The 13,808-nt window shown below is 65.7% G+C and carries 15 protein-coding genes; 6 read left to right on the plus strand and 9 right to left on the minus strand.

Features of this window, described 5'->3' with window-relative positions; genetic code table 11:
* Positions 1-58 precede the first annotated feature (58 nt).
* Positions 59-1,477, minus strand: a complete 1,419-nt coding sequence (gene ahcY / locus ASF14_RS17330) for an adenosylhomocysteinase (protein WP_056437950.1) — start codon at positions 1,475-1,477, stop codon at positions 59-61.
* A 162-nt stretch (positions 1,478-1,639) separates the two neighbouring features.
* A complete protein-coding gene (locus ASF14_RS17335; RefSeq protein ID WP_056437954.1) occupies positions 1,640-2,221 on the minus strand; it encodes a YqgE/AlgH family protein in 582 nt (193 codons plus the stop codon).
* Between the two features lie 105 nt (positions 2,222-2,326).
* On the opposite strand from ASF14_RS17335, the gene ASF14_RS17340 reads away from it, so the two are divergent.
* From ASF14_RS17340 to ASF14_RS17355, 4 genes are all read left to right on the plus strand, one after another.
* Positions 2,327-2,806: a peroxiredoxin gene (locus ASF14_RS17340; protein ID WP_056437958.1), complete on the plus strand. Its 480-nt coding sequence runs from the start codon at positions 2,327-2,329 to the stop codon at positions 2,804-2,806.
* A gap of 115 nt (positions 2,807-2,921) precedes the next feature.
* A complete protein-coding gene (locus ASF14_RS17345) occupies positions 2,922-3,140 on the plus strand; it encodes a hypothetical protein (protein WP_056437961.1) in 219 nt (72 codons plus the stop codon).
* Between the two features lie 79 nt (positions 3,141-3,219).
* Positions 3,220-4,656 carry an AMP nucleosidase gene (locus tag ASF14_RS17350; protein ID WP_056437964.1) on the plus strand — a complete coding sequence of 479 codons (1,437 nt, stop codon included), beginning with the start codon at positions 3,220-3,222 and terminating at the stop codon, positions 4,654-4,656.
* Positions 4,657-4,729: 73 nt separating this feature from the next.
* Entirely contained in the window at positions 4,730-5,182 is a 453-nt protein-coding gene (locus tag ASF14_RS17355; protein WP_156361284.1) for a hypothetical protein, read from the plus strand.
* 209 nt (positions 5,183-5,391) lie between these two features.
* Here ASF14_RS17355 and ASF14_RS17360 read toward each other — a convergent pair whose 3' ends face one another.
* From ASF14_RS17360 to ASF14_RS17370, 3 genes are all read right to left on the minus strand, one after another.
* Positions 5,392-7,230 (minus strand): M2 family metallopeptidase, encoded by a 1,839-nt coding sequence (locus tag ASF14_RS17360; RefSeq protein ID WP_082442312.1) that lies wholly within the window; start codon positions 7,228-7,230, stop codon positions 5,392-5,394.
* 76 nt (positions 7,231-7,306) lie between these two features.
* A complete protein-coding gene (locus ASF14_RS17365; RefSeq protein WP_056437969.1) occupies positions 7,307-8,068 on the minus strand; it encodes an alpha/beta fold hydrolase in 762 nt (253 codons plus the stop codon).
* Between the two features lie 248 nt (positions 8,069-8,316).
* Positions 8,317-9,090 carry a helix-turn-helix domain-containing protein gene (locus ASF14_RS17370; protein ID WP_056438443.1) on the minus strand — a complete coding sequence of 258 codons (774 nt, stop codon included), beginning with the start codon at positions 9,088-9,090 and terminating at the stop codon, positions 8,317-8,319.
* A gap of 198 nt (positions 9,091-9,288) precedes the next feature.
* On the opposite strand from ASF14_RS17370, the gene ASF14_RS17375 reads away from it, so the two are divergent.
* Positions 9,289-9,822, plus strand: coding sequence for a hypothetical protein (locus ASF14_RS17375; RefSeq protein ID WP_156361285.1), 534 nt, complete (start codon positions 9,289-9,291; stop codon positions 9,820-9,822).
* Between the two features lie 105 nt (positions 9,823-9,927).
* Complete coding sequence (locus tag ASF14_RS17380) at positions 9,928-10,572, plus strand: YitT family protein (RefSeq protein WP_056437974.1); 645 nt, start codon at positions 9,928-9,930, stop codon at positions 10,570-10,572.
* Between the two features lie 146 nt (positions 10,573-10,718).
* Here ASF14_RS17380 and ASF14_RS17385 read toward each other — a convergent pair whose 3' ends face one another.
* From ASF14_RS17385 to ASF14_RS17400, 4 genes are all read right to left on the minus strand, one after another.
* Positions 10,719-11,747, minus strand: a complete 1,029-nt coding sequence (locus tag ASF14_RS17385; RefSeq protein WP_056437978.1) for an aspartate-semialdehyde dehydrogenase — start codon at positions 11,745-11,747, stop codon at positions 10,719-10,721.
* Positions 11,748-11,866: 119 nt separating this feature from the next.
* Positions 11,867-13,153 (minus strand): diaminopimelate decarboxylase, encoded by a 1,287-nt coding sequence (lysA, locus tag ASF14_RS17390; protein ID WP_056437981.1) that lies wholly within the window; start codon positions 13,151-13,153, stop codon positions 11,867-11,869.
* Positions 13,150-13,398: a hypothetical protein gene (locus ASF14_RS17395; protein WP_156361286.1), complete on the minus strand. Its 249-nt coding sequence runs from the start codon at positions 13,396-13,398 to the stop codon at positions 13,150-13,152. The genes lysA and ASF14_RS17395 overlap by 4 nt, the downstream gene beginning before the upstream one ends.
* On the minus strand, positions 13,395-13,805 hold the full coding sequence (locus tag ASF14_RS17400) for a hypothetical protein (RefSeq protein ID WP_056437987.1): 411 nt from the start codon (positions 13,803-13,805) through the stop codon (positions 13,395-13,397). Before ASF14_RS17400 ends, ASF14_RS17395 begins: the two co-directional genes overlap by 4 nt.
* Positions 13,806-13,808: the final 3 nt, after the last annotated feature.

The raw sequence follows: 13,808 nt of genomic DNA on the forward strand, positions 1-13,808 counted from the left end.
GAAAAAGGGCCGCCCTTTCGGACGGCCCTTCTCGTTCGGACAAAGCCCGAAGACGGGATCAGTAGCGGTAATGATCCGGCTTGAACGGACCTTCGACCGGCACGCCGATGTAAGCCGCCTGCTTCTCCGACAGCTTCGACAGCTGGACGCCCAGCTTTTCGAGGTGGAGCGCAGCAACCTTCTCGTCGAGGTGCTTGGGCAGGACGTAGACTTCGTTCTTGTAGTTCTCGCCCTTGGTCCACAGCTCGATCTGGGCGAGCGTCTGGTTGGTGAACGAGGCCGACATCACGAAGGACGGGTGGCCGGTCGCGCAGCCCAGGTTCACCAGGCGGCCCTTGGCCAGCACGATGATCTGCTTGCCGTCCGGGAACTCGACCAGGTCGGTGCCGGGCTTCACTTCGGTCCACTTGTAGTTCGACAGCGCCGCGATCTGGATCTCGCTGTCGAAGTGGCCGATGTTGCAGACGATCGACATGGGCTTCATCGCCTTCATGTGATCGGCGGTGATGACGTCGGCGTTGCCGGTCGCGGTGACGAAGATGTCGGCGCGCTTCACGGCCTCATCCATGGTCACGACCTCGAAGCCTTCCATCGCCGCCTGCAGCGCGCAGATCGGGTCGATCTCGGTCACGAGCACGCGCGCGCCGCCATTGCGCAGCGACTGGGCCGAGCCCTTGCCCACGTCGCCGAAACCGGCGACCGCGGCGACCTTGCCCGCCAGCATGACGTCGGTGGCGCGACGGATCGCGTCGACCAGCGATTCCTTGCAGCCATAGAGGTTGTCGAACTTCGACTTGGTGACCGAGTCGTTGACGTTGATCGCCGGGAAAGGAAGCTCGCCCTTCTTGGCGATTTCGTACAGGCGATGGACGCCGGTGGTCGTCTCTTCCGACACGCCCTTCAGGTTCTTGACGGTCTGGGTCAGATAGCCCGGCTTCTTGGCGATGAACGCCTTGACCGAACGCTGGAACTCGACCTCTTCCTCATTTTCCGGCTCGCCGAAGGTCTGGCCGGCCTCCAGCTTGGCGCCCCAGAGCGCGAACATGGTTGCGTCGCCGCCATCGTCCAGGATGATGTTGGCGGTCTGACCCTCGACGTCGCCGTCCCAGGTGAAGATGTCGCCGACATAGTCCCAATATTCGGCCAGCGTCTCGCCCTTGACGGCGAACACGGGCACGCCGCTCGCGGCGATCGCGGCGGCGGCATGGTCCTGGGTAGAGTAGATGTTGCAGGTCGCCCAGCGGACGTCGGCGCCGAGCGCGGTCAGCGTCTCGATCAGCACGGCGGTCTGGATCGTCATGTGCAGCGAGCCGGTGATACGCGCGCCCTTGAGCGGCTGTTGAGCGCCGAATTCGTCGCGCAGGGCCATCAGGCCGGGCATCTCGGTCTCGGCGATCTTGATCTCGGCGCGGCCGAAATCAGCCAGGCTGATGTCCTTGATGACGTAATCGTTCTTGGTGGCGGCAGTCGTGGACACGACGAAACTCCGTGCAAAATGGGGCCAACCAAGACGTAGCGCGCACGCCGATCGGCACGGCGCCCGCCTTAGCGGTGATCGCCTTAGGGATCAAATATAAAGATATCTTTATATCGTTGAGCGTCTTGCATTCCTCCCTTGCAAAGGGAGGAACAGGATTGTTCAGGCCCTGCCGCCGCCCGTCACCAGCTGGCGCGGATCGACACCGGCCGCGCCGTAGGCCGCCTGCCAGCGGTCCTCGGCGGGCACGTCGAACAGGATGCCCGGCTCGCCACCGACGTTGAACCAGGTGCCGGGTTCGCGCAGCTCCTGCTCCAACTGGCCCGCATCCCATCCGGCATAGCCCAGCGCGACGACCCATTGCTTCGGCCCGTTGCCCTCGGCGATGGCGCGCAGCACGTCGACCGTGCTCGACAGCACCCAGCGGCCGCCGACATCGACGCTGTCCTGCCCCTGCCAGTCATGGCTGTGCAGCACGAAGCCGCGCCGCGGCTCGACAGGTCCGCCATAATGGACCGGCGCGTCGGGGATATCGCTATGCGCGATCTCGAACTGGTCGAGCAGCGTATGGAAGCCGATGCCGTCGATCGTCGCGCCCAGCCCGATGCCGAGCGCCCCGCCCTCGTCATGGGCGCATACGGCGATGATGGCATGATCGAAACGGGGATCGCCCATGCCGGGCAGGGCCAGCAGGAATTGGCCGGAAAGATAGGTCAGTTGATGCACGCCATCGACTATAGGCATCGTCGCCCCACCTCGCCATGCTTGAAATCTATAAGGTCTCTGCGCCATGAACGCCGCGTGGCCCGGCATGGTGCCGTGGCAAATCCCCCGCGAAGGATCCGCACGATGACGATCAAGGTCGGAGACCGCCTGCCTAGCATCACGCTGGTCAAGGTGACGCCCGAAGGCCCCGAACAGGTCAACACCACCGATTATTTTGCGGGCAAGCGCGTCGCGCTGTTCGCGGTGCCCGGCGCCTTCACCCCCACCTGCTCGGCGCAGCATCTGCCCGGCTTCATCGCCCAGGCGGATGCCGTGAAGGCCAAGGGCGTGGACGAGATCGCCTGCACCTCGGTCAACGACGTGTTCGTCATGAAGGCCTGGCGCCAGACCAACAATGCCAGCGAGATCACCATGCTGGCCGACGGCAATGCCGATCTGGCCAAGGCGGTCGGCCTGACGCTGGACGGGTCCAAGTTCGGCATGGGCACGCGCAGCCAGCGCTACACGATGCTGGTCGATGACGGCGTGGTCGAACAGCTGTTCGTCGAGGCACCGGGCGAGTTCAAGGTCAGCTCGGCCGAGCATCTCCTCTCGGTCCTCTGATCGGCCCTGCTGATCCGGTCGGTCGCACGGCCGGTCGGATCGGGGGTGGAACAGTGCTGGAGGCTTCGGCGTTTTTTGCCCATCGAAGGATCGGCACAATGAGAGGAGCCTTGCCATGACCACCTATGTCCCACCCGAAAAGCAGGCACAGGCAAAGAGCTTCACCGAAAAGGCGCAGGGCGCCGCCAAGGCGGCCGGCGACAAGGTGAAGGAACACCCCTATGCCGCCGCCGGAATCGCGGCGGGCGTCGCGGCGGCCGTCGCCGGTGCGGCGTTCGGCGCGTCGAAGCTGCGCACGCCCGGTGACGACGAGAATTCGGCACTGGGGGCCTGACCCCATGGCGCGGGTGTGGGCGATCCGATGTCGCCCGCACCCGCTTGCCAGCCCGGTAAACAGGGCTTAGCTCTGGACGATGACTCACGCTGTCCAGATCGTCGAAGAACTCGACCGCCTCTATACCGCCTCCGTCACGCGTCTGAAGGATGCGTTGACCCTCTATCTCCGTGACGGCACCGCGCCCACGCTGGAAGACCGTGCGCATGGTTGTTTCGCCTATCCCGAAATCCGCCTGATCTATCGCGGCGAGGGCGGGCGCCCTGCCCCGATGCGGTCGTTCGGCCGATTGGTGTCGCCCGGCGACTATCGGATCAGCGTCACCAAGCCCGCGCTGTTCAAGGATTATCTGGTCGAGCAACTGACGCTGCTGATCGAGGATTACGACGTCTCGGTCGAGGCGGTGCCCGGTCGCCAGGAAATCCCCTTCCCTTATGTCCTCGACCCCGGCCATGCCCTGAGCCTGGACACGGTATCAGCGGCCGAGTTGGCGCGTTTCTTCCCCGCGACCGAACTCGCGCATATCGGTGACGAGATCGCCGACGGCCTGTGGATGAATGCCGACGGCAACCGGCCGCTGGCGCTGTTCGACGGGTTGCGCACCGACTTCTCGCTTGCGCGCCTGCGCCACTATACCGGCACCCCGCCCGAGCATTGCCAGCGCTTCGTGTTGTTCACCAACTATCACCGCTATGTCGATGAATTCGTTCGCTGGGGCGCGTCGCAGCTGGGCGAGGGTTCGCGCTTCACCGCCCTGTCCGGCGCGGGCGGCGTCGTGATCGAACGGCCGGAGGATGTCGACAAGATCGTCACCGACAGCGCCTGGCGGCGGCACCAGATGCCCGCCTATCATCTGGTCGCCAAGGACGGCACCGGCATCACGCTCGTCAATATCGGCGTCGGCCCGTCCAACGCCAAGACGATCTGCGACCACCTCGCGGTCATGCGGCCCGAGGCGTGGCTGATGATCGGCCATTGCGGTGGCCTCCGCCCCAGCCAGCGGATCGGCGACTATGTGCTGGCGCATGCTTATCTGCGCGACGACCATGTGCTGGACGGTGTGCTGCCACCCGAAATCCCGGTGCCCGCCATCGCCGAGGTGCAGGTCGCACTCGCCAAGGCCGCCGAGATCGTCTCGGGCCAATCGGGTGACGAGCTGAAGCGTCGCCTGCGCACCGGTACGATCGTCACCACCGACGACCGCAATTGGGAACTGCGCTATTCCAAGTCGGCGTTACGCTTCTCGCTCAGCCGCGCGGTCGGGATCGACATGGAGTCGGCGACGATCGCGGCGCAAGGTTATCGCTTCCGCGTGCCCTATGGGACACTGCTGTGCGTGTCGGACAAGCCGCTGCATGGCGAGCTGAAGCTGCCGGGTCAGGCCAACCGTTTCTACGAGCGCGCGATCAGCGAGCATATGCGGATCGGCATCGAGACCTGCGAACAGCTGCGTCGGGAAGGCAACAAGCTGCACAGCCGCAAGCTGCGCGCGTTCAACGAGCCGCCCTTCCGCTGACAAGCAACCGGGGGCGGGTGGAAGCGTTACGGTGACGAACCGAAGCTGCTTTGTTTGAATGGGGGATTTCGTCATGGTCGATACCACGGACCCGAAAACGCCACGCCCGCCCCGCCGCCGCGCCACGCCCAAGGCAGCCGGCACGCCCACGCCGCGCAAGCGTCCGGCGCCCAAGCCCGCCCCTGTCGAGGAGGAACCGGTCGACGCGGCCACCTTGGAGGACACCGAGGATGCGGTGGCCGAGGCCCCCAAGCCCGTGCCCAAGCCCAAGGCGCCCCCCAAGCCTCGTTCGACCAAGCGCACGGCGCCTCGCAAGGCACCCCCGCGCAAACCGGCTGCCATCAAACCAGCCCCCGCGCCTGCCTTGGGCAAGCACGGGCTAGACCGGGTCGGCGGCAAATGGGGCGTGGCCTCGATCCTGGGCAGTCTGGCGGCAGCGGCCGGACTGACGGCGGCGCTGCTGTCGCTCAAGGGCAGCACGCCCAAGCAGGAAAACGGCAAAGACAAGAACGGCGAGAAGGACTGATACCAGCAGCCGTTCGGCCTGAGCAGACGCTGGTATAAACGCCCCTCCACCACCGCTTCGCGGCGGTCCCCCTCCCCATCGTAGATGGGGGGGATTTGGAGGAATGCCGTCTCAATTCCTCCCCAAGCTGTGCTTGGGGAGGGGAACCGCTCGCGACAGTGAGTGGTGGTGGGGCAGGCAACGCCAGCGGCGGAACATACCCCTCAGCCTCACCAACCCTGCGGCTTGCCCTTATTCTGCTGGTCCAGCCACGTCTTGAGCGGGGCGAAATATTCGACCAGCGCCTTGCCCGACATCTCGCGGCTGCCGGTGAACACCTGTAGCGCGTCCGGCCACGGCTTGGACTGGCCCATGGCCAGCATCGCGTTCAGCTTCTTGCCGACCTCCTTGTTGCCATAGAAGGAGCAGCGGTGGAGCGGGCCCTTCCACCCGGCCTGCTGGCACGCCGCCTTGTAGAATTGGAACTGAAGCACCCGCGCCAGGAAATAGCGCGCATAGGGCACACCCGCCGGGATATGGTATTTGGCACCCGGATCGAATTTCGTCTCGTCGCGCGCGACCGGCGGCACCACGCCCTGATATTTCAGGCGCAGCGCGTCCCAGCCCGCCTGATATTGCCCGGCCGGGATCTGGCCCGAGAAGACGCCCCAGCGCCATTTGTCGATCAGCAGGCCGAAGGGCAGGAACGCCACCTTGTCCATCGCCTGACGCAGCAGCAGGCCGATATCCTTGTCCGCGCTGGGCACGCGGGCCGGATCGAGCAGACCGATCTTCACCAGATAATCGGGCGTGATCGACAGCGCGACGGTATCACCGATCGCTTCGTGGAAACCGTCATTCGCGCCATTCTTGTAGAGGAACGGCTGATCCTTGTACGCGCGCTGGTAATAATTATGCCCCAGCTCGTGATGGATGGTCACGAAGTCGTCGGCATTGACCTTCGTGCACATCTTGATGCGGATATCGTCCAGATTGTCGATATCCCAGGCCGAGGCGTGGCAGATCACCTCGCGGTCGGCGGGCTTCACGATCTGCGACCGCTGCCAGAAGGTCTGCGGCAGGGGCGCGAAGCCGAGCGAGGAATAGAAGCCCTCACCCGCCTTCACCATCTTGATCGGGTCATAACCCTTGGCCTTCAGCAGATCGCCGGTGTCATATCCGACATCGCCCGCCCCCTTCGGCGCGACGAGGTCATAGATATTGCCCCATTCCTGCGCCCACATATTGCCGAGCAGATCGGCACGGATCGGGCCGGTCTTGGCCTGCACCGTGTCGCCATATTTCTCGTTCAGCTTCCAGCGGACATAAGTGTGGAGCGCCTTGTACAGCGGCTCCAGCTCACCCCAGATCCGGTCGGTGACCTGCGCGAACTGTTCGGGCGACATGTCATAGCCCGAGCGCCACAGCGACCCGGCATCGACATAGCCCAGCTCCTTGGCGCCCTGGTTGGCCAGCGCGGTCATCTGGGCATAATCGGCCCGCATCGGCGCGCCGACATTGTCGTGCCAGCTGACCCACATTTCCTTCAGCTTGGCGGGGTCACGCTCGCTGCCCATCGCGGCCTCGATGTCCGATCCGTTGATCGGCTGGCCATTCAGCACGCCCTTGCCCTTGCCATAGGAGGAGGACATGCGCGTCGTCAGCATCGACAGCTGTGCCGAGGCCCCCGGCGTGGTCGGCGCGGGCAAGGTAATGCCACCGCGCAACAGGTCCAGCTTGCGCTTGGTGTCATAGGACAGGCCCGGCAGCGCCTGATAACGCGCCGCCCCCAAGCCGTAGCGGACGGCGAGATCGGTCATCTCCGCGCCCGACGCGGCGGCCAGCGCATCGGTGTCGTCGGTGATATAAGTCGCATTGACCCAGGCGACCTGCTGCGCACCAACGGATTTTTCGGCCAGCGTCTTCTCGGCCTCGGCGACGAAGGCATCGGCCCCGGCGACGGTCGCGGGCGGCTGCGTTGCCGGCGCGGCGGGCGCCGCAGTCTGGGCGTGAGCGGCACCGGCGAGCACAAAGGCGAGTACGGCGCCGGAAACGGCGGAACGGATCATGCTATCCCCCTAACATTCTGAAACGCCCTTGAAACGGGGCGGATGGCGCGCAGTTGCGCGGCTTTGGTCGCCGCCGTCAAGCGGTGAGGAACTGCACGATCGCCGCGCCCAGTTCGGGCTTGGTCACCGAAGCCATATGGTTGCCCGGAATCTCGACATAGCGCCCGCGCGGCAAGGCCTCGGCCAGCTCGACCGCCGCGCCATTGTCGAAATCGTCGACGCCCGCCACGACCAAGGTCGGCAGGTCGAACCCCTCGATCGCCGAGAGCGGCGTGTCCGCAAAGGTCTGGAGGATATGGAGCAGCGCCACCGGATCGCCGCCGGTGGTCTTGAGGAAGGCCTCGGCCATCCATTCGGGGGTACCGCGCTTATGCTCGCCCAGCCGGGTGAGGATATTGGTGAAATGCGCGACCCGGCGGTCGGTGTGGAGCAGCCCCTCCAGCCCCATGCCCGCAAAGATCGCCTTGCCCGGCTCCGCCCCGGTCGCAAGCATCCGGCTGACCGTCCGCGCGCCCAGCGAATAGCCGCCGAGATCGTAATCGGTCAGCCCCAGATGCTCGACTAGCGCATGGCCGTCGCGGGTCAGCGCGTCCTTGGGATAGGCGGCGGGGTCATTCGGCTTGCCGCTCTCCCCATGCGCGCGCAGGTCGGGCATGATGACCCGGTAGCCCTTGGCCGCGATGGCGGCGGCGTGGCCGTAGCGGATCCAGTTGGTATAGGCGTCGGAGAAATAGCCGTGGATCAGCACCACGGGCCGCCCCTCCCCCATTTCACGCCACGCGATCGGGGTGCCGTCGAAGCTGTCGAAGAAGCGGGTTTCGGGGGCGGTGTCGGCCAAGGGTTCGGTCTCCGGCGGTTAAGCTGTACGCGAACCTCCTAATACGGATCGGCGGGGATGTGGACCTTTCTTGCCGCCGTTGCACCACGGGCAGGGTCGATGTTCAGCGGTTCCGCGCGAATTCCTCGCGTATAGGCGAAGGGGAACCAGCGGGGCTGGTGGAGGGGTATCGTCCTCTCGATGACGGGATACCCCTCCGTCAGGCTTAGGCCTGCCACCTCCCCTTCCAGGGGAGGAATGGAATGGCCCTAGCCAACATAGATACCGGCAACCCGCCACTCGCCATTCTCCCGCTCCAGCGTGACGGTTTCGACGACCGCCGCCGAATTGCCGAAGCGCGTATTGAAACGCACCATCCGATAGCCGGCAGGCGGTGCGGGAACATCGTCCTGGCTGAGCAGGGTCCGCGATACCGTCTTGCCCAGCGGGGTCCGCACCTTCTCGGAGGTAGCGGCCCAGACCTGCTCGGTGTTCAACTTGTGGAAGCTGCTCGTGGTCAGGCGGTAGCTGTCGGCCCAGCGCCCCTGGTCGATCAGTTGCAGGAAATGCTGGGCGGCTTCGACCACCGCCGGATCGGTGGCTGTCGTCGTAGCCGTCTGGGGCGGCGTGGACGCCATATGGGTCAGGCCGCCAAGGGCGAGCAGGCTGAGGGCAAGGGTCATGAGTATCGCTCCGATGATGATCCGGGGACGGCGGATGCCGGTCTCCACGCCGACGACCGGCGCCGGGCTTTCATCCGCCATCGGCTCTGGCCGGTCCTCCCCGATCCTCCTGTCCCCCACATAATCGGGGGTCGGCAGCGATGCGTCGCCCTCCACCTCCAGCAGCATCCGTGCCGCTTCGCGACTGCTCGACACGGCCAGCTTGCGGCGGGCGTCGCGCAGCCGTTCGTTGATGGTGTGGACCGACAGGTTCAGTTCGCGCGCGATCGACTTGGCGTCATGCCCCCGAACGATCAGGCGCAGCGTCTGCTTCTCCCGGTCGGTCAGCGCGCCGATACCCGCTTTGGCCTGCATGGTCATGGTGCCGACTATGCCGGAGCGGGGCCCGCCGACCACCCTCAAAAAATTGTACCTTGACCACGGCGGCGCAGGTCGAAGCAGCGCCCTGAGTCCCATTCTCACCAGTCCATGACAAAATGGCGGGAATCCGCGCTTTTTTGTGATTCCGAGCGAGTCGCACGCATGGACAAAAGGGGTACAAGCCGTTAGCCGCCGCCCATGGCAGCATCCCTATTCCTTCTTCTGGCGGTGATCCTGGCGTTCGCCGGTGGAGGGGGGCCGTGGATGCTGATCGCCACGGTCGCGGCGGCGACGGCGGCGGGGACGCGGCTGCCCGATCTCGACACGCCGCTCCAGCTTCAGCATCGCAGCGCGCTGGTGCACAGCGTCCTGCCCTTCTACGTCGCCACGCTCGATCTGCGGACCTGGCCGGTCGCGGCGGGGCTGGGGTTCGGCGTGGGCTTTCATCTGGCGGCGGATTTGTTTCCCGGCACGATGCGCGGCTTTGCCACGATCAAGATACCGCTGATCGGGTCGATCGGGGCCTTCCCTTCCTATATCTGGATCGCGGTCAACGCGGCGGCGAACATGGTCGGCGCGTTCGTGATCCTGGAATGGATCGCCGCCGACCGGGTGGCCGCCTGCGCGCTCGCCGCGACAGGCGTATTGGGGGCCAGCTATCTGTTGCGGACCAAGGGCGGTTTCTATGCGCTGGTGGTGATGATCGCACTGGGCTGGCTCTTCCTGAGCTAAGTCAGGCAATTGGCGTTTCGCCACGATTGCGATATGGGACAATCCTCTGCCGCCAAGAAGCAGGCCAATCGGGAGTGGATGCCGGACCCTTGATCCGGACCCTCGATGACCGCAGCAACTGCTTCCCCTGCCGAAACCCTGCCGCCCAGCCCGATCGGGCGTCCGCACAGCCTGCTTGAAGACGCCTATGCGATCTTCATCGGCGTGACCCTGCTGATCGTCGGGCTGATGTTCCTCAAGGCGGCGGGACTGGTGACGGGCGGCATCGCGGGCGTCGCGCTGCTGCTGTCCTATCTGCTGCCACTACCGGCTGGCGTGCTGTTCACGCTGGTCAACATCCCCTTCTTCCTGTTCGCGCACAAGGTGATGGGCGCGCGGTTCGCGGTGAAGACGGTGCTGGTCAATATCGGCATCGGCGTCGCCTCGGCGATCACGCGCGTGTCGGTGCATGTCGACGGGGTGCACCCGGCCTTTGCCGCGCTGGTCGGCGGCACGGTGATCGGCATGGGCATCTTGTCGCTCGCCCGCCATCAGGCGGGGGTCGGCGGCACCGGCGTCATCACCATCTGGCTCTATCGCAAGCGCGGGTGGAATATGGGCATGACCCAGGTCGCGCTCGATATCGTCATCCTGGCGATGGCGATCCCGGTGGTTTCGGGTGTGCAGATGATGTGGTCGGCGATCAGCGCGGCGGCGATCAGCCTGATCCTGTTCGCCTGGCATCGGCCCGGATTGTATATGGGGCGGTAAACCCTTGATCCTCCCCGGTACGGGGAGGTGGCAGCGCGTGAGCGCTGACGGAGGGGGGCTTCCTCATAGGACACCCGTGTGGACGCCCCCCTCCACCACCGCTTCGCGGCGGTCCCCCTCCCCGTTACCGGGGAGGAATTTCAGGCTCAGTCGCCCTTCTTCAGATGGCGGCGGCCGAGCAGTTCGGCGATCTGCACCGCGTTCAGTGCGGCACCTTTCCGCAGATTGTCCGACACGCACCACAGCGACAGGCCGTTATCGACCGTCGAGTCCTCGCGCACGCGGCTGATGAAGGTCGCATAGTCGCCGACGCACTCGACGGGCGTGACGTATCCACCGTCCTCGCGCTTGTCGATCAGCATGACGCCGGGCGCCTCGCGCAGGATGTCCTGGGCTTCCTGCGCCGAAATCTCGTCCTCGAACTCGATGTTCAGCGCCTCGGAATGGCCGACGAAGACCGGCACGCGCACGCAGGTCGCCGTCACCTTGACCTTGGGGTCGAGGATCTTCTTGGTCTCGGCGACCATCTTCCACTCTTCCTTGGTCGAGCCGTCGTCGAGGAAGCTGTCGATGTGCGGGATCACGTTGAAGGCGATCTGCTTGGTGAACTTCTTCGGCTCGGCGGGGTCGCCGACGAAGATGTTGCGGCTCTGCTCGAACAGTTCGTCCATGCCCGCCTTGCCCGCGCCCGACACCGACTGATAGGTGGCCACGACGACGCGCTTGATCGTCGCCTTGTCGTGCAGCGGCTTGAGCGCCACGACCATCTGCGCGGTCGAGCAATTGGGGTTGGCGATGATGTTCTTGGCCGTGTAGCCGTCGATCGCGTCGGGGTTCACCTCCGGCACGATCAGCGGCACGTCCGGGTCCATGCGGTAGAGCGACGAATTGTCGATCACGACGCAACCGGCGGCGGCGAATTTGGGCGCATAGATTTTGGTCGCGTCTGATCCGATGGCGAACAAAGCCATGTCCCAGCCGGTGGGATCGAAATGCTCAATATTCTTGATGGTGAGCATCTTGCCCGTCTCACCATATTCGATCTGGTCGCCCTGGCTGCGCGACGAGGCGACGACCGCCAGCTCGTCGATCGGGAACTCCCGCTCCGCCAGAATGTTGATCATTTCCCGGCCGACATTGCCCGTCGCCCCGGCGACCACCACGCGATAACCCATTATATCCTCCACTCGGAAGCGTGAGCCGGTAGCGTCATTGCGTGGACACGTCCACCAACTTTGCGAAAAGTGCGCGTTTCATCGGGGCAAGCGGGGGTTTAACGAACCCCCGCCCACGCCTAGGCGGCATGGTCGAGCGCCTGCCCGTCCAGCCAGTCGGGTACGACCTGCGGCCGGATCGCCGCCGCCTCGATCCGCGGGGCGATGACGGCAAAGCGATCGCCCTCGACCATGACTTCGGCCGCCAGTGCCCGGCTGTTGTAGCAGGACGCCATGGAGGCGCCATATGCCCCGGCGTCGCGCAGGACCGCAAGGTCGCCTTCCTTCACCCGGTCGATCAACCGGCCTGTGGCGAAGCGGTCGCTGCTTTCGCAGACGGGTCCCACGACATGCGCGCGCATCGTCGCACCGTTCGGAGCCACCGCCGTGAACTCATGCCAGGCGTCGTAGAGCGCGGGCCGCGCCAGATCGTTCATGCCCGCATCGATGACGACGAACGGGCATTCCTCGCCCGGCTTGACCCAGAGCACGCGGGTCAGCAGCACCCCGGCATGGGCGGCGATATAGCGCCCCGGCTCGAACATCAGGGTCACGTCCCAATCCTGCGTCACCTTTGCCACCATCGCACCATACGCGGTGACATCGCCGTCCGGGCCGTCGTGGTAATCGACGCCAAGTCCGCCGCCCAGATCGACATGGGTGATCGCGTGTCCCCGCGCCCGCAGCGCCGCGACCAGCTCGCCTATCCGGCGATAGGCGGACTCCAGCGGCCCCAAATCCATAATCTGGCTGCCGATATGCACCGCAACGCCGCGCAATGTCAGGCCCGGCCGTTTCGACAGCCGGTCGAAGATGCCGATCGCATCCGCAAAGGCCACGCCGAACTTGCTGTCTCTGGTGCCGGTGGTGATCTTGGCATGGGTCCCCGCATCGACATCGGGATTGACCCGCAGCATCGCGGTGGCCTCGACGCCCATCCGGGCGGCGGCGGCCGCCAGTACTTCCCCTTCGCGCTCGCCCTCCAGATTGACGTGGCCGACCCCGGCCCGCAGCGCTTGGGCGAGTTCCTCCGAGGTCTTGCCGACGCCCGAATAGACGATATCCCCGGCCGTCATGCCCGCTGCGAGCACGGCAGTCAGTTCGCCGCCCGAAACGATATCGGCGCCGAACCCCTCGGCGCGCAGGACCGACAGGACGGCCAGCGACGGATTGGCCTTGACCGCGAAGGCGAGCGACTTGCGCGGGATCGGGGCCAACGCTTCACGAAACCGCCGGGCGGCGGCGCGCAGGGCGCTTGCCGAATAGACATAGGTCGGCGTGCCCACCGCCTGCGCGATCCGGCCAAGCGCGACGCCCTCCGCATGGAGCGCGCCGCCCCGCAGCTCAAAGCCCGTGTCGCGGCTCATGACCGACGGTCCCGGCGAATGCGCGCGGCATGAATGGCCTCGGCGGTATGATAATGCCCGCGACGTTCGGCCCGGAGTGCCTGGATCATGTGCTTGCCATTCAGCATCAGCACGACCCCGCCCAGCGCCACGAAGAACCAGAACAGCGCGAGCAGCGACTCCGACGGCCCGCTCAGCGTCGCCACCACCGCGCCCAGCGTCGTCAGGCCGCCCAGCGACCGCCATGCCATGTCCCGCCCGCTCATGCCGCCATCTTCTCGCTGGGATCGCCAATCACGCAGGTCGCGGCGGCGTGCATCTGCGTGCCGCACCGATGACAGACCAGAATATCGGCAGGAAAATCACGCTCTTCGGCCAGCGCGTCGGCCGTGTCGCCGCGCTCGAACACCAGACCCATCGCGGCATGGCGATGACGCTTCGCTGCGGCCCGCGCCCGGCCGATCATCGCGGGCGAACCGCCGAGCCCGCGTCCCTCGATCGCGGTGAAGCCCATCGCCCGCGCCTGTTCGGCGACCGCGATCAGGAAGCCGCCCGCGCCGCAATCGGCGTCGACGATCCGCACCGCACGGCGATGCCGCTCGCGCAGCGAACCCAGCGCCGCCTCGATCGCGGGCCAGCGGGGGTCTTGGCGATATTTGCTGTCGATCTGCATGGT

The organism is Sphingomonas sp. Leaf257, assembly GCF_001422185.1.
In the GTDB taxonomy this organism is placed as follows: Bacteria; Pseudomonadota; Alphaproteobacteria; order Sphingomonadales; family Sphingomonadaceae; genus Sphingomonas; species Sphingomonas yabuuchiae.